The sequence below is a fragment of the Sphingomonas sp. Leaf17 genome (assembly GCF_001421505.1).
Lineage (GTDB): Bacteria > Pseudomonadota > Alphaproteobacteria > Sphingomonadales > Sphingomonadaceae > Sphingomonas.
Window position 1 is genome coordinate 288,312 of the sequence record NZ_LMKL01000004.1, and the last position, 17,072, is coordinate 305,383.

Genomic DNA, 17,072 nt, shown 5'->3' on the forward strand with positions numbered 1-17,072 from the left:
TCAGTTCCTCCGTGGGAGTTCGTAGCGGGGCGCCTGGCCGTAGGGCGGGGCGTCGTAGGACGGCAGCGTCGGCTTGAAGTCGGGATTGTCGGCGGCGACGATGCGTTCGATCGTGTTCAGCCGGTCCTCAAGACGGCGGGCGAGAAGGTGCATTTCATCGAGCAGCTTCTCGTCCTCCTCGGTAATCTTCGGCGCGGTCTTCCACTTCGTGATGTAGTGGAAGATGATCCACGGCATCCCCAGGAAGATCGCGGGGACGACGATGATTTCCGATCCCATCTCAGCCGTCCTTCTTCATGCGCGCCTTGAGCGCGGCGAGGTCGGCATCGACCTTGTCGTTGGCACTGAGCGCGGCGATCTCGTCCTCAAGGCTCATCGGCAGCGATCCCAGGCCCATCGCCTCGGCGCGACCCTCGGCATCGTCGACCCGGCGTTCCAGCTGGTCGAAGCGGCTGAAGGCGTCATGCGTCTTGGGACCGTTGTACATCTCGCGCAGGCGGACGCGGTTGTTCGCGCTTTCCAGCCGGGTGGCGATGTTCGACTGCTTGGTCCGCGCCTCGCGCAGCTTGTTCTGCAGCTTGGCGATGTCCTCCTCCGACGCGCGCAGCGCGTCGTCGAGCACGCCGACCTCGGCCTTCAGCTGGTCGGCCATGTCGGCGGCCTTCTGGCGTTCGACCAGGGCGGCCTTGGCCAGATCCTCGCGGTCCTTGGACAGCGCCAGCTCGGCCTTTTCGGTCCAGCTCGCCTGAAGCTGGTCCAGCTTGGAAATATGCCGGCGCATTTCCTTCTGGTCGGCGATGGTGCGGGCGGCGGACGCGCGCACCTCGACCAGCGTTTCCTCCATTTCCAGGATGATGAGGCGGATCATCTTCGCGGGATCCTCGGACTTTTCCAGCAGGTCGGCGAAGTTGGCGGCGACGATGTCGCGGGTGCGGGAAAATATGCCCATCTGTACTCTACTCCTGGGTGCGAAAAATCGGGTGCCGGGGCGGGAAGAACGGGGCCGTCGATCCCGCCCCGGCGTCACCACATCACGCGATGGCGGATGCGGTGATGGCGGTCGGCGCGTGGACTGCCGTATGGGCCGGAGCCGCAGCGCCCGCAACGATCAGCGCGGTGAAGAGCAGCGAACCCATGGCGGCGGTGAGGTTACGGCCGATGTTGGAAATATTGGTCATGGTGGAAACTCCCTGTTCTGGTGCCGCCCTTGAAAGCGGCTTGTCCACAGCTTTGCATGGGGCGTGCCAGTTTACAAAACCATGCAATACCAATGACCTGCAAGATTATACGGCTGCGTAACGATCGCATGCTTGCCAAGTGTCGGGAATTTGCGCCAAACCTTGGGGCATGGAACGACAAACGCAGGTGATCGGCCAGTCCGGGGCCTTTCTCGACGCGCTGGAACGCGCAAGCCGCGCGGCGGCGCTGGACCGCCCGGTGCTGGTCATCGGCGAGCGGGGGACCGGCAAGGAACTGGTCGCCGAACGCCTGCACCGGCTGTCACCGCGCTGGGAGCATCCGCTGGTCATCATGAACTGCGCCGCGCTCCCGGAAACGCTGATCGAGGCCGAACTGTTCGGGCATGAGGCCGGCGCGTTCACCGGCGCGACCAAGGCGCGGGTCGGCCGGTTCGAGGAGGCGCACCGGGGCACGCTGTTCCTCGACGAACTGGGGACGCTGTCGATGGCGGCGCAGGAACGGCTGCTGCGCGCGGTGGAATATGGCGAGATCACGCGGATCGGGTCGTCGCGGCCGATCCGCGTCAACGTCCGCATCGTTGCCGCCACCAACGAGCATCTGCCCGACCGGGTCGACGCGCTGACGTTCCGCGCCGATCTGCTCGACCGGCTGTCGTTCGAGGTGGTGACCCTGCCGCCGCTGCGCGCGCGGCCGGAAGATATCCTGATCCTGGCCGATCATTTCGGGCGGCGGATGGCGGCGGAACTGGGGTGGGAGCGGTGGCACGGCTTCGGCCCGACCGCGCTGGACGCGCTGGCCGAATATCGCTGGCCGGGCAATGTCCGCGAATTGCGCAACGTCAGCGAACGCGCGGTCTATCGCTGGGACCGGGACGGGCCGGTCGACGCGATCGAGATCGACCCGTTCGATTCGCCGCATCGCCCCCGCACGGCCGGCAAGCCCGTGCGCCCGGCCGCGCTCCAGCCGAGCGACGAGGCCGACGAACCGGTAGTGGCATGCGAGACGGGGCCGTCCGACTTCAAGTCGCGCGTCGCCCGGTTCGAACGCGAACTGCTGCAAAAGGCGATGGCCGAACACCGGTTCAACCAGCGGCAGACGGCGGAGGCGCTGGGCCTGAGTTACGACCAGTTGCGCCACGCGCTGCGCCGGCATGAGCTTATCGCAGCGGGAACGCTTGCGTAACGACCATGCGGGAGCCATTTGGCCTGCACGCGCGTTACCAGCGCGACCCAATCAGGAGACGATCTCATGGCGTTCGAACTTCCCCCGCTGCCTTACGATTACGACGCGCTTGAGCCGACGATCGACAAGGAGACGATGCATTTCCACCATGACAAGCATCACAAGGCGTATACCGACAAGCTGAACGAGGCAGTCGAGAAGGACGCGAACCTGCAGGGCAAGACGATCGAGGATATCCTTGGCATGATCTCGTCGCAGCCGGCCGCCGTCCGCAACAATGGCGGCGGTTTCTGGAACCATGATTTCTTCTGGAAGACCATGAAGGCTGGCGGCGGCGCGCCGTCGGGCAAGCTGGCCGAGGCGATCGACCGCGATCTGGGCGGGCTGGAAAAGCTGAAGGAAGACTTCAACACCAAGGGCGCGGGCCAGTTCGGCTCGGGCTGGGCATGGTTGATCGCGGATTCCAGCGGCACGCTGAAGATCGTCAGCACGCCGAACCAGGACAACCCGTTGATGGACGATGCCAAGGACAAGGGCACGCCGCTGCTGGGGAACGACGTGTGGGAGCACGCCTATTACCTGACGTACAAGAACGACCGTGCGGCCTATCTGAAGGCGTGGTGGAACGTCGTCGACTGGGACAAGGTCGCCGAGCGTTACGCGGCGGTCGCAGGCTAAATCTTCTTTCCCTCTCCCGCCGGGGGAGGGAGGAAGCCGGCACTGCCGGCGGAAGGGTGAGGGTGCCAGCGGCCCTCACCCTTTTTGTTGCCCGCGATCGTATCTTCGCGGGAGTGGGATCAGTTGGCCGGCGGTATGTCGGTGTCGGTGCCGACTTTCAGTCCGTGGCGCATCAGCATCGGCACGTTGGCCATCGCGAAGATGAGCGTCATCGGCACCGCGCCCCACAGCTTGAACCCGACCCAGAAGTTCCACGATGAATTACGCCAGACGATTTCGTTCAGGCAGGCCATGAACACGAAGAACAGCGCCCAGTTGCGGGTCAGCTTGCGCCACCCATGCGCCGACAGGCCGGGATAGGTGCTTTCCAGCAGCGATTTCAGAAGCGGACGGCCGGTCAGCAGGCCGAAGCCGAGGATGCTGGCAAACATTGCGTAGACGAGCGTCGGCTTCATCTTCAGGAACGTGTCGTCGTTGAAATAGATGGTCAGCCCGCCGAACACGAGTACGAGGCCGCCCGACATCCACAGCATCGGTGCGATGTGCCCGGCCTTCACCTTGGACACGATCATCGCCACCAGCGTCGCGGCCATGAACGTCGCGGTGGCGGCGATGACGCGGGTGTGGGTGGTGCCGGGCGCGAGGAAGTTGACCGCGAAGAACAGCACCAGCGGGCCATAGTCGATGGCCATGCGCAGGCCGGTGGGCAGGGGGGCGGACGTCTTGGTCGTCATGCGTGGGGCCGTTCTATGGGTGAGTGCGGACGGGTATGCGGGGATCGGGGTGTCGGGTGGCTGAACGGCGCATCGCCCCCGTCATTTCCGTACGCTTTCCACCCCGGCGATGATCCGGCTGACCTCGTTCGCATCGAAGGGGCGCAGGTCGGTCATGCCTTCGCCGACGCCGATCGCATGGATCGGCAGGCCGTATTTCTCGGCGGCCGCGACCAGCACGCCGCCGCGCGCGGTGCCGTCCAGCTTGGTCATGACCATGCCGGTGACGCCGGCGACTTCCTTGAACACCTCGATCTGGTTCAGCGCGTTCTGGCCGGTGGTGGCGTCGAGGACGAGGACGACGTCGTGCGGGCTGGCGGGGTTGATGCGGCCGAGCACGCGGCGGATCTTGGCAAGCTCGTCCATCAGCTCGCGCTTGTTCTGCAACCGGCCGGCGGTGTCGACGATCAGCACGTCGATGCCGGTTTCGGTCGCCTTCTTCACCGCGTCCCACACCACGCCGGCCGCGTCGCCCCCTTCCGGTCCGGTCACGATCGGCACGCCGACCCGCTCGGCCCAGGTCTTGAGCTGGCCGATCGCGGCGGCGCGGAAGGTATCGCCGGCGGCCAGCATGACGCCATAGTCCTGCTCCATCAGCAGATGCGCCAGCTTGGCGATGGTGGTGGTCTTGCCGGAGCCGTTGACGCCGATGACCAGAATGACCTGCGGCCGGGGGAAGGCGGTGACTTCCAGCGGGATGGCGACCTTCGCCAGTGTCCGTTCGACCTCCTCGGCGACGATCAGGCGGATGCCCAGTTCCTCCATGTCGCGCTCGAAGCTGCCCTCGGCCAGGCGGCTGCGGATGTGGCCGGCGGTCTCGGGGCCAAGGTCCGACGCGATCAGCGCCTCCTCGATATCGTCGAGCGTGGCTGTGTCGAGCCGCGCGCCGCCGAGGCCGGCGAGATTGCCGATCAGCCGGTCGGACGTACGCTTGAAGCCGCCGATCAGCTTGTCGTGCCAGGAGGGGGTGGTGCTCATGCGGGAAGGCCTTGCAGATGGGTGTCGGTGGCGGCGGTGATGCGAACGCGGGTGAGGGTGCCGGTCGCCGGTCCGTGCGGGAAACGCACTTCGGCGAAGTTGCCGGCGTGGCCGTGGGTTCCGGGCGCTTCGACGACGACGTCCTGCACCGTGCCGACCAGCGCGCGCAGCCACGCTGATCTCGCGGTGGCGGCCGCGTCGCGCAAGATCGCCGCGCGTTCGCGGCGTACATCGGGCGCGACCTGCGGCATCCGGGCGGCGGGCGTGCCGGCGCGGGGCGAATAGGGAAAGATGTGCGCGTGGACGATCTGGCAGTCGGCGATCAGCGCCAGACTGTCGGCGAACATGCCTGCGTCCTCGGTCGGGAAGCCGGCGATCAGGTCGGCACCGATGGCGATGTCGGGCCGCGCGGCCTTCAGCCGTTCGACCAGCGCCACGGCCTGCGCGCGGCTGTGGCGGCGCTTCATCCGTTTGAGGATCATGTCGCTGCCGGCCTGTAGCGACAGGTGCAGGTGGGGCATCACCCGATCGTCGCCGGTCACCAGGTCGAACAGGTGGTCGTCGATCTCGACCGAATCGAGCGAGGACAGACGCAGCCGCGCCAGGTCCGGCACCAGCCGCAGGATCCGGTCGACCAGCATCCCCAGCGTCGGCGCGCCGGGCAGGTCATGGCCATAGCTGGTCAGGTCGACGCCGGTCAGCACGACCTCCCGGTGGCCCGCCGCGACCAGTCCGGCGATGCGCGCCACCACCGCGCCGGCCGGCACCGACCGGCTTGGCCCGCGCCCGAAGGGAATAGCGCAGAAGGTACAGCGATGGTCGCAGCCATTCTGCACCTCGACAAACGCGCGGGCATGGGTGGAGAAGGCGGCGGTCAGGTGCGCGCCCGTCTCACGCAGTCCCATGATGTCGCCGACGACCATCGGCGCGGTGCCGGCCCAGGCGTCGGGCGACAGTTTCTCGCCGTTGCCGATGACGCGGTCGACCTCGGGCATGGCGGCAAAGCCGGCGGGGTCGATCTGCGCGGCGCAACCGGTGACGACGATCTGCGCGGTCGGGCGGTCCCGGCGCGCGCGGCGGATGGCGACGCGGGTCTGCTTGACCGCCTGATTGGTGACGGCGCAGCTGTTGACGACGACGACGTCGTGTCCCTCCGGCGGCATCTGGCCCAGCAGGCCGCGGATCGTCTCGCTTTCGGCAATGTTCAGGCGGCAGCCCAGGCTGACCACCTCTGGCGCGGGCTGATGCGCGGGTTGGGGTGCAGGCGTGGCAGACATGCGCGTCGATCTAGGGCCGGGCACCGCCGCTGTCCATGCGACATCGCTGGCGACATCGCGGGCAACCGGCGCGCCCGCTCGGGAACCCGGATCAGCCGGCGCGGCGTTGCAGGTCAGGCTCGCCGGTCAGTCCTGCGCCGTTCACCAGCCCCGGCATGCCGGGCAGCAGGTGCTTTTCGGCGAGGATCCGCCGGACGTTGGTCGCGTTGATCGGCCGGCCGTAATGATAACCCTGACCGCGCGCGCAGCCGATCGCGCAGAGTCGCGCCTCGATCGCCGCATCCTCGATCCCCTCTGCGGTGACCGGCATGTTCAGGCTGTCGCCAAGGCTGGCGATGGCGGTGACGATCGCGGCGCTTTCGCTGTTGTCGATGATCGAGGAGACGAAGCTCTTGTCGATCTTGATCCGGTCGAACGGCAGCGCGCGCAAATGGGCGAGGCTGGAATAACCGGTGCCGAAATCGTCGAGCGCGATACGGATGCCCTGGTTCTTCAGCGATCCCACGATCGACTGGGCCAGCGCCAGATTGTCGAACAGCGAGCTTTCGGTGATTTCCACCTCCAGCCGGCTGGCCGGGAAGCCGGTTTCGGTCAGCGCCTTGATGATCTTCTGTACCAGCCAGGCGTCGCGCAACTGCACCGGCGAGATGTTGATCGACAGCGACAGGCTCTGGTCCCAGTCGCGCGCGGCCACGAACGCCTGCCGCATGATCGACAGTGACAGTTCGCCGATCATCCCGGTTTCCTCGGCCACCGGGATGAAGGTGTCGGGACCGATGATGCCGCGCGTCGGGTGCGCCCAGCGGGCCAGAACCTCGAATCCGACCAGCCGGCCGGTGGCCAGGTCGATCTGCTGTTCGAAGAACGGTACGATCTGCTGCGCCGGGATCGCGGCGCGCAGGCCCGTTTCCAAATCGCTGCGGGCCTTCAGCGAATGTTCCATCGACGCGTCGAACCAGACGTGCCGGCCGCGACCCGCCGTCTTGGCGGCGTACATCGCGATCTCGCCCGCGCGCATCAGCGATTCCAGGCTGGTGCCGTCATAGTCCGACCTGGCGATGCCGACCGAGCCGCCGGTGTGCAGCGATTTGCCGTCGATGTCGAAAGGCCGCCCCAGCGCGGCGACGATCTGCTCGCCGATCCGGTCGGCGACGCCGGGATGGTCGGCGTCGAACAGGAAGGCGCAGGCGAATTCGTCGCCGCCAAGCCGGGCGAACAGCGCGGACGGGGGCAGGATGGCGGTGACGGCGGCCGCGACCGCGCCCAGGACGGCGTCGCCCGCGACATGGCCGTGGGTGTCGTTGACCGATTTGAAATGGTCGAGATCGAACATCATCAGCGCCAGCACCTTGCCGCGCCTGCGCCCCATCGCCAGCAGCGCCGATCCGTCGGCGATCAGGCCACGGCGGTTGGGCAGGCTGGTGACCGGGTCGGTCGTGGCCAGTCGTTCGGCGCGCGCGGTGGCGGTCGTGGCGCGCGACAATTCGCGGCCAAGTTCGCGATGACGAAACCAGATGAACAGGATCAGCGCCGCATTCAGCAGGAACGCGACGGTCAGCGTCCGGTCGATCGCCGACCCGCTGCCGAGGATCGAATCCAGGCTGCTGGCGAGGATCATGCTGCCAAGGGCGAGAAACAGCAGCAGCGCGGCACCGATCAGGGCACCGCTGATGAACTCGCCACTGATGAAGGCGCGTTGGCCGTTGAAGTCGCGCGTGCCGTTTGGCACGGCTGCTGATCGTTTCGTACGCACCGGGCAGAACCCTTTTACTATCCGGCCTCCCGCATCGCACAGGGTTCGTATAGAAGATGTTAAGGCCGGCCGGCTTGCGCCACAGCCATCATTGCCCTATGCGGGCGACATAGTTCCATCACGGAACGCATTGGACACGGCGTCTGCGGGCGCACGCTGGCCGGCGAGGTTTCGCCCGCCGGCGCTTTTGCGTTTTGTGGCGGGTGGTATTGAGGTGAACCGATGTTCGAGAGCTTGAGCGACCGGCTTGGCGGAGTCTTCGACCGTCTGCGTGGCCGTGGCGCGCTGACCGAGGCGGACGTGCGGGCGGCGATGCGCGAAGTGCGCGTCGCGCTGCTGGAGGCCGACGTGGCCTTGCCGGTCGCGCGCGAGTTCGTCGACAAGGCGACCGAAAAGGCGATCGGCCAGAACGTCCTGCGCTCGATCACGCCGGGCCAGCAGGTCGTCAAGATCGTCAACGACGCGCTGGTCGAGATGCTGGGCGGCGAGAATGCCGGCGCGGCCGAGCTGGAACTGGGCGTCACCCCGCCGGCGATCATCATGATGGTCGGTCTGCAGGGGTCGGGCAAGACGACGACCACCGCCAAGATCGCCAAGCGGCTGGCCGCGGGCCAGACCTCGCTGGGTGGCGGCGGGCGTGACCGCAAGAAGGTGCTGATGGCGTCGCTCGACGTCAATCGTCCGAACGCGCAGGAACAGCTGGCGACACTTGGCACGCAGATCGAGGTCGCGACCCTGCCGATCGTGCCGGGCCAGCAGCCGGTCGATATCGCCAGGCGGGCGATGCAGGCGGCCAGGCTGCAGGGCTATGACGTCCTGATGCTCGACACCGCCGGGCGACTGCATGTCGACCAGGCGCTGATGGACGAGATGCGCGCGGTGGCGGACATCGCCAACCCGGCGGAAATCCTGCTGGTGGTGGATTCGCTGACCGGTCAGGACGCGGTCAACGTCGCGCAGAACTTCTCGGCCCAGGTGCCGCTGACCGGGGTCGTGCTGACCCGGATGGACGGCGATGCGCGTGGCGGTGCCGCGCTGTCGATGCGCGCGGTCACCGGCAAGCCGATCAAGTTTGCCGGTACGGGCGAGAAGCTCGACGCGCTGGAGGCGTTTCATCCCGGGCGTGTCGCCGGGCGCATCCTGGGCATGGGCGACGTCGTGTCGCTGGTCGAACGGGCAGCGGAGTCTATCCAGCAGGAAGACGCCGAACGCATGGCCGCCAAGATGTCCAAGGGTCAGTTCGACATGGACGACCTGCGCGGGCAACTGGCGCAGATGCGGCGGATGGGCGGGCTGGGCGCGCTGGCCGGGATGATCCCGGGGATGAAGAAGGCGCAGGCGGCGATGGCGAGCGGTGCCGTCGACGACCGGATCCTGATCCGCATGGACGCGATGATCGGGTCGATGACGCAGAAGGAGCGCTCGAAGCCCGAACTGCTCAACGCCAAGCGCAAGATCCGTATCGCCAAGGGGTCCGGCACCACGGTGCAGGACGTCAACAAGCTCCTGAAGATGCATCAGGAAATGGCGAACGCCATGAAGAAGATCAAGAAGATGGGCGGCATGAAGGGCATGATGGCGATGCTCGGCAAGGGCGGGATGGGGGGCGGCATGGCCGGCCTCGGCAACGCGCTCGGCGGCCCGCAGCTTGGCGACATGATGGGCAAGGCGGGGGGCGGGCTTCCCGGCCTTGGCGGCCCGCCCATGCCGCCCGGCCTGCCGGATTTCTTCAAGAAGAAGTAACGACTTAACCCACTGACCTTAATCCTGAATACGAAGAAGGAACATATGTAATGGCAATCAGCATTCGTCTGTCGCGTGGCGGCTCCAAGAAGCGTCCCTATTACCGCATCGTCGTCGCCGACGCGCGCAGCCCCCGTGATGGCCGCTTCATCGAGAAGATCGGCAACTACAACCCGCTGCTCGCCAAGGACAATGAGCAGCGCGTGCAGCTCGACGCCGACCGTGCGAAGCACTGGCTGAGCGTTGGCGCGCAGCCGACCGATCGTGTCGCCCGCTTCCTCGACGCGGCCGGCGTTCTGGAGCGTACCGCGCGCAACAACCCGAACAAGGGCAAGCCCGGCGAGAAGGCAACCGAGCGCGCCGAGGAGCGTGCCGAGAAGGTCAAGGCACAGGAAGAGGCCGCCGCTGCCGCCAACGCACCGGCCGAGGCTCCGGCCGACGCCGACGCGACCGCCGAGTAAGCAGCCTTTCGGCCATGTGGTGCGTTTCTGTGGATCAACCCCGCAGGAGCGCGCCACATGGCCGATACGCCAAAATCCGATGACACACAGTCCGACCACACCCCAGATGCCACCAACCAGGGCGTATCCGCGGGACAACCCGCCGAAGGGCCAGACGACGCCCCCGCCGGCGACGACGACTCCCCCGAAGGCTGATGCCGTCGTCGGCGCACCCCTGACGCTGGCGGTCGTGATCGGTGCGCACGGGGTGCAGGGTGAAGTCCGGTTGAAGGTCTTTGCCGACGACCTGAGCATCCACACGATTTTCAACGACGGCGCGCTGACGCTTAAGTCCGCGCGCGCCGGCAACAACGGTACGATCGCACGCTTCGCCGAAGTGACCGATCGCAATACCGCCGAGGCCATGCGCGGCACCGAACTGCGCGTCTCGCGCGACACCCTGCCGCCGCTGGGCGAGGGAGAATATTATCACGCCGATCTGCTGGGCCTGCCCGCGGTATCGACCGACGGCACCGCGCTTGGCCATGTCGTCGCCATCGACAATTTCGGGGCGGGCGATGTGATCGAGATCGAGCGCGACACCGGCAAGCGATTCATGGTGCCGATGCGGATCGAGGCCGTTCCCGAATGGGATGCGACGCGTATGGTGATCGACGCCGCGTTCGTCGATTGAGGCGATTGACGGGGGCGACCGCCCCTGCAGGGGACGGTTGTCAGGATGCCATTACGCGGCCTGCGCAATAAGCGCGCGGACGGCCACCATCTGTCCGGCGCTGAACCCCAGATCCCGCAGCGTCGCGGTTTCCACCGGGTCGATCGAATCGCCGTCCATCCGCAGCAGGATCGCGTAACGGCGCAGCGCCTCAAGCCGGACATCGGCCAGCCGGCTGGGCCGCGCGATGCCGAACAGTGCGCCGACGATCCGGTCGAACCGGGGACTTGCGCCAAGCGAACACCGGCTGTCGTGGATCGACAGCAGCACGGTGGTGCGTTCGAGCGGAGTCAGCGTGGCGGGCGCGGTCGCCGCCACGGTTTCGGTGAAGGCCGTGTCGGAAAAATTGCGATAGGCCATCACTTCAGTCCTCCACCAAGCGCGCGGTACAATTCGACGAGATTGCCGGCATAGGTCAGCCGGGTCGTGACCAGATTCTGCTGCGCGGCATAGGCAGAGCGCTGGGAATCGAGCGACACCAGGAAGGAATCCACCCCGGCGCGATACCGGGCATCGGACAGGCGCGAGGCGACCGTCGCCGCCTCCGCCTGTGCGGTGCGCGCGCGGACCTGTTCGCCGATCGTGCCGCGCTGCGCCAGCGCATCGGCGACCTCGCGGAAGGCGGTCTGGATGGTCTTTTCATATGTCGCGACCGCCGCCTGCTGGCTGGCGCGGGCGTAATCCAGATTGCCCTTGCGCTGGCCGAAGTCGAAGATCGGAATACTGGCGTTGGGCGACACCGAATAGGTGCCCGTCCCGCTGCCGAACAGGCTGCCCAGCGCGGTGCTGAGCGTGCCGAGCGTGGCGGTCAGCGAAATCTGCGGAAAGAACGCCGCACGGGCCGCGCCGATGTTCGCGTTCTGCGCGATCAGCTGATGTTCGGCCTGCAATACGTCGGGGCGGCGCAGCAACACGCTGGACGGCAGATTGCCGGGCAGGGTTTCACGCGCGACGACACCGGTGCCGAGCGCGGTCGGCAGAAGGTCTGCCGGAATGGTCGTTCCGGCCAGCAGGTTCAGCGCATTCTGGTCGCGGGCGATCTGCGCGCGCAGGGCGGCGATGTCGTTACGCGCACCCTCATAGGTGGTTTCCGCCTGACGCGCCTCCAGTTCGGAGGCGACGCCGATGCGGAACTGCGCGCGTGTCAGCTTGAGCGACTGTTCAAAACTGACCAGCGTGTTCTGCGCGATCCGCAGGAGATCCTGGTCGGATGCCATGGTCGCATAGGCGGTAGCGATCTCGGCGATCAGCGTGATCCGCGTGGCCCGCTGCGCTTCCTCGGTCGCGAAATACTGCTGCAATGCGGCTTCGCTGAGGTTGCGGACACGACCGAACAGGTCGAGTTCGAACGCCGAAATGCCGACATTGGCGCTGTAGATCGTCAGGTCGCCGCTGCTGGTGCCGGTGCCGACACCCGCACCCGTACCGACGCCTGCTCCAGTGCCGACACCGGTCCCCGTGCCCGATCCGGCACCCCCGGCCGCGCCCGCCGCGCCGAACACGTTGTTCGTGCGCGTGACGGATGCGGTGCCGGCGATCGTCGGCAGCAGGTCGCTGCGCTGGATCCGGTATTGCGCGCGGGCCTGCAGCACGTTGGCCGCCGCCAGCCGCAGGTCGCGGTTGTTGTCGAGACCGGTCTGGATCACCTGACGCAACTTGTCGTCGGTGAAGAAGTCCCGCCAGCCGATCGCCGAAATATCGACCGCATCGGTGGCGGCGCGCGGATAGATCCCGCCGCTGGGCAGCGCGGCCGGGACCGCGCCGACCGGCTGGACATATTTCGGCGCGAGATTGCAGCCGGCCAGGCCGGTCGTTGCCGCCAGCAGGGCGAGGAGGGTGGGCTTCATGCGTATCATGCCTCTGTGGGGGCCGGCGTGCCGTGGTCGTTCGGGCCGTGGTCGTTAGGGCCGTGATCGTTCGGGGCGTGTGCCCCCGTGCTGGTTGCGCCCTTCGCGGCCGCCGGATGCTTGAACAGCCGGAGGACGACGATGAAGAACATCGGCACGAAGAAGATCGCGAGGACCGTCGCCGACAACATGCCGCCGACCACCGCCCGGCCGATCGCGTTCTGGCCACCGGCACCGGCGCCGGTCGAGATCGCGAGCGGCATCACACCGAAGATGAACGCCAGCGACGTCATCAGGATCGGTCGCAACCGCAGCTTGGCCGCCGCGATCGCCGCGTCGAAGGCGTTCATGCCCTCGGCGATGCGTTCCTCCGCGAACTCCACGATCAGGATCGCGTTTTTCGCCGACACGCCGATCGTCGTGATAAGCCCGACCTGAAGGTAGATGTCGTTGTTCAGGCCCGTCAGGAACGCCGCCAGCAGCGCGCCGACGATCCCGAGCGGCACGACCAGCAGCACCGAGATCGGCACCGACCAGCTTTCGTACAGCGCGGCGAGGCACAGGAACACGATCACCATCGACAGGCCGTACAGCGCCGGCGCCTGGCCGCCCGAAAGGCGTTCCTCATAGGACAGGCCGGTCCATTCCAGCGCGGTGCCGGGCGGCAGCTTGGCCTGCATTTCCTCCATCGCCTGCATCGCGGCACCAGTGCTGGAGCCGGGCGCGGCCTGACCCAGCAATTCCATCGCCGGCTGGCCGTTGTAGCGGGTCAGCATGACCGGGGCCTGCCGCCAGGACAGCGTGGAGAAGGCGGGGAAGGGGGACATCTGGCCCGATTCGCCACGGACGAAGAACTTGTCGATATCGTCGGGGTTCTGGCGGAACTGTTCGTCCGCCTGAACATAGACGCGCTTCACCCGGCCACGGTCGATGAAGTCGTTGACATAGGCACCACCCCACGCCGCCGCGATCGTGTTGTTGACGGCGGTCAGGTCCAGGCCAAGCGCGCGCGCCTTGTCCTGGTCGATGTCGACCTTCAGCTGCGGCGCGTCCTCCAGCGAATTGGGACGCACGCCGACGAGGCGCGGATCCTGCATCGCCATGCCCAGCATCATGTTGCGCGCCTGCAACAGCTTGTCGTGGCCCATGCCGACCTTGTCGACCAGCTGGAGATCGAACCCGGTCGCATTGCCCAGTTCGGACACGGCGGGCGGGATGACCGCGAAGATCAGGCCGTCGGCATATTTCGAGAAGGCACCCATCGCGCGTCCGGCGATGGCCGAGGCCTTGTTGGCCGCGCCTTCACGCTGGTCCCACGGCTTCAGCAGCACGAAGGCCAGGCCGGTGTTCTGGCCCTGACCCGCAAAGCTGAAGCCGTTGATGGTCAGCACGCCCTGCACGGTGCCCTTTTCGTCATTCAGGAAGTGATTGCGGACGAGGTCCAGCCCCTTGTCGGTCCGTGCGGTCGTGGCACCGGCCGGTCCCTGGACCAGCGCGATGACATAGCCCTGGTCCTCGTCGGGCAGGAAGCCCGAGGGCAGGCGCGCGAACAACAGGCCCATGCCGAGCACGATGACCAGATAGACGATCATCGACCGCTTCCAGCCGCGCGCAATGCCCTTCACGCCGCGTTCGTACTTCACCTGACCGCGATCGAATTTGTCGTTGAACCAGTCGAAGAAGCGCGCCAGCGGGCCGGTGCTCTTTTTCTTGTCCGGGTCGTGCGGCTTCAGGATGGTCGCGCACAGGGCCGGGGTCAGCACCAGCGCGACGATGACCGACAGGACCATGGCCGAGACGATGGTGATCGAGAACTGGCGATAGATGACGCCGGTCGATCCGCCGAAGAACGCCATCGGCAGAAACACCGCCGACAGGACGAGGGCGATACCGACCAGCGCGCCGGTGATCTCGTCCATTGATTTCTTGGCGGCTTCCTTGGGACTGAGATGTTCGGTGGTGATGAGGCGTTCGACGTTTTCGACGACGACGATCGCGTCATCGACCAGCAGACCGATGGCCAGCACCATGCCGAACAGGGTCAGCGTGTTGATCGAGAAGCCGGCCAGCGCCATCACGCCGAACGTCCCCAGCAGCACGACCGGCACGGCGATCGTCGGGATCAGCGTGGCGCGGAAGTTCTGGAGGAACAGGAACATGACGAGGAAGACGAGGACGACGGCCTCGACGAGCGTGTGCACCACCTGTTCCACCGACAGGCGGACGAACGGCGTGGTGTCATAGGGATAGACGACCTTCACGTCGGCCGGGAACTGCGACGTCAGGCTGTCGACCTGCGCCTTGATCGCGGTGACCGTGTCGAGCGCGTTCGCGCCCGGTGCCAGCTTGATGCCGATCGCCGAGGCGGGCATCCCGTTATACTTGGCGTCGAAGCCGTAGTTTTCGGCACCCAGCTCGATCCGTGCGACATCGCGCAGCCGGACGACCGCGCCATCGACGCCGGTCTTCAGGCGGATGTTGCCGAACTGGTCGGGCGTTTCCAGTCGCGACTGGACCGACACCGTGGCGTTCAGCATCTGCTCCTTGGGGGCCGGCTGCGCGCCGATCTGGCCGGCGGAAACCTGGACGTTCTGTGCCTGCACCGCGGCCGTCACGTCGGCCATGGTCAGCGAAAAGCCGTTCAGCTTGATCGGATCGACCCAGATGCGCATCGCATATTGCGACCCGAACACCTGCGTATCACCGACACCGGTGACGCGGCTCAGGGGATCCTGCAGCTTGGAGGCAATGATGTCCGACAGGTCGTTGCCGTCATGCGAACCGTCCTGCGAATACAGGCTGACGAACATCAGGAAGTTGGCGGTCGCCTTGGCGACGCGGATGCCCTGTTGCTGTACTTCCTGCGGCAGCAGCGGGGTGGCGGCTTGCAGCTTGTTCTGGACCTGCACCTGCGCGATGTCGGGGTCGGTGCCCTGCTCGAATGTCAGGGTGATCGTCGCGGTGCCGGACGAACTGGAGTTCGCCGAGAAATAGCGAAGGTTGTCGATCCCCTTCATCTGCTGTTCGATGATCTGGGTCGTCGTGTTCTCCAGCGTCTGGGCATCGGCACCCGGATAGGTGACGGTGATCGAGACGGCGGGCGGCGCGATGGCGGGAAACTGCGCGATCGGCAGGCTGCGGATGGCGAGGACACCCGCCAGCATCAGGATGATCGCGATGACCCATGCGAAGATGGGGCGATCGATGAAATACCGGGCCATGGTGATTTACTTCGCCTGCTGCTGGGGGGTGGCGGGCTGGCCGGGCTGGGCCTGACCGCCCGGCGCACGCCCACCTTGCCCCGCGGGCTTGTCGGTCCAGGCGACGGGCTTGACCGGCATGCCGGGGCGCAGGGACATGCCACCCTCGACGATCACCTTGTCACCGGGCTTCAGGCCCGACGTGACCAGCCAGTTGGTGCCGACCGCGCGGTCGGTCACCAGCGTGCGCGGTTCCACCTTGTTGCCGGCACCTACGACCATGACCGTCGCATCGCCGCGTTCGTCACGCGACACCGCGCGCTGCGGCACCATGATGCCCGACGCCTGCGTGCCCTCGATCATCTGGGCGCGGACATACATGCCGGGCAGCAACAGGCCACGCGGGTTCGGGAACACGGCGCGAATGGTCTGCGTGCCCGTGGTGGGATCGACCGAGACGTCGGCGAACTGGAGCGTCCCCTCGATCGGATAGGTCGAGCCGTCCTCCAGCGTCAGCTTGACCCGCGCCGCCGCGCCGCCGCGCGACACGTCGCCCGCAAGCACCGCCTGGCGCAGTTTCAAAACGTCGGCGCTGGACTGGGTCAGGTCGACATACATCGGGTCGAGCCGCTGGATCGTCGTCAACGGGTTCGTCTGCGACGCGCTGACCAGGGCGCCGGTGGTGACGATCGAACGACCGATCCGGCCGGAAATCGGCGCGGTGATGAGCGCGCGGCGAAGATCGATCTGCGCGGTGCGCAGCGCGGCCTGCTGCGCCGCGACATCGGCCTGCGCCTGCTGGGCGCTGGTGATGGCGTTTTCGTAATCCTGGCGGGCGATCGCGTTGATCTTGACCAGCTCGCCATAGCGGCGCGCGAGCGCCTGGCTCGACGCGATCGCGGCGCGCGCGCGGGCGAGGGCGGCACGGGCGCTGGCGACGGCGGCCTGATACGGCGTCGAATCGATCCGGTAGAGCGGCTGGCCTTCGCGGACCTGATCGCCCTCCCGGAACAGCCGGGCCTCGATCAGCCCGCTCACCTGCGGGCGAACCTCGGACGTCTCATACGCAGCGGTGCGACCGGGCAATTCGGTCGTCAGCGTGACGGGCTGGCTGGCCACGGTCACGACGCCGACCTGCGCCGGGCCGGTGGGCGCCGGGGCTTGCTGCTGGGGCTGACCGCACGCGGCGAGCAGCAGGGCGGAGGCCATCATCGGCGCACGTGCATTAATCATGGAGTTTCGGGCTCGATCTGCTAGTGTGAGTGAAC

General features: G+C 66.9%; 16 protein-coding genes. 5 read left to right on the forward strand and 11 right to left on the reverse strand.

The window, feature by feature from the left end; all coding sequences use genetic code 11:
- The 3 genes from pspB to ASE75_RS15370 form a co-directional block, all read right to left on the reverse strand.
- Positions 1–279 (reverse strand): envelope stress response membrane protein PspB, encoded by a 279-nt coding sequence (gene pspB, locus ASE75_RS05530; RefSeq protein ID WP_055930169.1) that lies wholly within the window; start codon positions 277–279, stop codon positions 1–3.
- 1 nt (position 280) lies between these two features.
- Positions 281–949 carry a phage shock protein PspA gene (gene pspA / locus ASE75_RS05535; protein ID WP_055930172.1) on the reverse strand — a complete coding sequence of 223 codons (669 nt, stop codon included), beginning with the start codon at positions 947–949 and terminating at the stop codon, positions 281–283.
- 82 nt (positions 950–1,031) lie between these two features.
- Entirely contained in the window at positions 1,032–1,178 is a 147-nt protein-coding gene (locus ASE75_RS15370; protein WP_156340191.1) for a hypothetical protein, read from the reverse strand.
- Between the two features lie 169 nt (positions 1,179–1,347).
- Here ASE75_RS15370 and pspF point away from each other — a divergent pair, with 169 nt between their 5' ends.
- Together pspF and ASE75_RS05545 are read left to right on the forward strand one after the other, a co-directional pair.
- On the forward strand, positions 1,348–2,382 hold the full coding sequence (pspF, locus tag ASE75_RS05540) for a phage shock protein operon transcriptional activator (protein WP_055930175.1): 1,035 nt from the start codon (positions 1,348–1,350) through the stop codon (positions 2,380–2,382).
- Positions 2,383–2,448: 66 nt separating this feature from the next.
- Complete coding sequence (locus ASE75_RS05545) at positions 2,449–3,060, forward strand: superoxide dismutase (RefSeq protein WP_055930178.1); 612 nt, start codon at positions 2,449–2,451, stop codon at positions 3,058–3,060.
- A 119-nt stretch (positions 3,061–3,179) separates the two neighbouring features.
- Here ASE75_RS05545 and ASE75_RS05550 read toward each other — a convergent pair whose 3' ends face one another.
- The 4 genes from ASE75_RS05550 to ASE75_RS05565 form a co-directional block, all read right to left on the reverse strand.
- A complete protein-coding gene (locus ASE75_RS05550; protein ID WP_055930180.1) occupies positions 3,180–3,794 on the reverse strand; it encodes a septation protein A in 615 nt (204 codons plus the stop codon).
- An 81-nt stretch (positions 3,795–3,875) separates the two neighbouring features.
- Positions 3,876–4,811, reverse strand: coding sequence for a signal recognition particle-docking protein FtsY (gene ftsY / locus ASE75_RS05555; RefSeq protein ID WP_055930184.1), 936 nt, complete (start codon positions 4,809–4,811; stop codon positions 3,876–3,878).
- On the reverse strand, positions 4,808–6,088 hold the full coding sequence (mtaB, locus tag ASE75_RS05560; RefSeq protein ID WP_055930188.1) for a tRNA (N(6)-L-threonylcarbamoyladenosine(37)-C(2))-methylthiotransferase MtaB: 1,281 nt from the start codon (positions 6,086–6,088) through the stop codon (positions 4,808–4,810). Before mtaB ends, ftsY begins: the two co-directional genes overlap by 4 nt.
- A 91-nt stretch (positions 6,089–6,179) precedes the next feature.
- On the reverse strand, positions 6,180–7,817 hold the full coding sequence (locus ASE75_RS05565; protein ID WP_055930192.1) for a putative bifunctional diguanylate cyclase/phosphodiesterase: 1,638 nt from the start codon (positions 7,815–7,817) through the stop codon (positions 6,180–6,182).
- A gap of 246 nt (positions 7,818–8,063) precedes the next feature.
- Between ASE75_RS05565 and ffh the strand changes: the two genes are divergently transcribed.
- From ffh to rimM, 3 genes are all read left to right on the forward strand, one after another.
- Positions 8,064–9,584 (forward strand): signal recognition particle protein, encoded by a 1,521-nt coding sequence (gene ffh, locus ASE75_RS05570; protein WP_055930195.1) that lies wholly within the window; start codon positions 8,064–8,066, stop codon positions 9,582–9,584.
- Positions 9,585–9,634: 50 nt separating this feature from the next.
- Positions 9,635–10,045, forward strand: coding sequence for a 30S ribosomal protein S16 (gene rpsP, locus ASE75_RS05575; protein ID WP_055930198.1), 411 nt, complete (start codon positions 9,635–9,637; stop codon positions 10,043–10,045).
- Positions 10,046–10,151: 106 nt separating this feature from the next.
- Entirely contained in the window at positions 10,152–10,718 is a 567-nt protein-coding gene (gene rimM / locus ASE75_RS05580) for a ribosome maturation factor RimM (RefSeq protein WP_055930201.1), read from the forward strand.
- A gap of 51 nt (positions 10,719–10,769) precedes the next feature.
- On the opposite strand, the gene ASE75_RS05585 is transcribed toward rimM, so the two are convergent.
- Genes ASE75_RS05585 through ASE75_RS05600 form a run of 4 tightly spaced genes read right to left on the reverse strand, consistent with a single transcriptional unit; the run spans position 10,770 to position 17,037 of the window.
- Positions 10,770–11,117 carry a hypothetical protein gene (locus ASE75_RS05585; RefSeq protein WP_055930204.1) on the reverse strand — a complete coding sequence of 116 codons (348 nt, stop codon included), beginning with the start codon at positions 11,115–11,117 and terminating at the stop codon, positions 10,770–10,772.
- Positions 11,117–12,613, reverse strand: coding sequence for an efflux transporter outer membrane subunit (locus tag ASE75_RS05590; protein WP_055930207.1), 1,497 nt, complete (start codon positions 12,611–12,613; stop codon positions 11,117–11,119). The genes ASE75_RS05585 and ASE75_RS05590 overlap by 1 nt, the downstream gene beginning before the upstream one ends.
- Positions 12,610–15,825 carry an efflux RND transporter permease subunit gene (locus ASE75_RS05595; protein ID WP_055930210.1) on the reverse strand — a complete coding sequence of 1,072 codons (3,216 nt, stop codon included), beginning with the start codon at positions 15,823–15,825 and terminating at the stop codon, positions 12,610–12,612. The genes ASE75_RS05590 and ASE75_RS05595 overlap by 4 nt, the downstream gene beginning before the upstream one ends.
- A 6-nt stretch (positions 15,826–15,831) precedes the next feature.
- Positions 15,832–17,037 (reverse strand): efflux RND transporter periplasmic adaptor subunit, encoded by a 1,206-nt coding sequence (locus ASE75_RS05600; RefSeq protein WP_055930213.1) that lies wholly within the window; start codon positions 17,035–17,037, stop codon positions 15,832–15,834.
- Positions 17,038–17,072 lie beyond the last annotated feature (35 nt).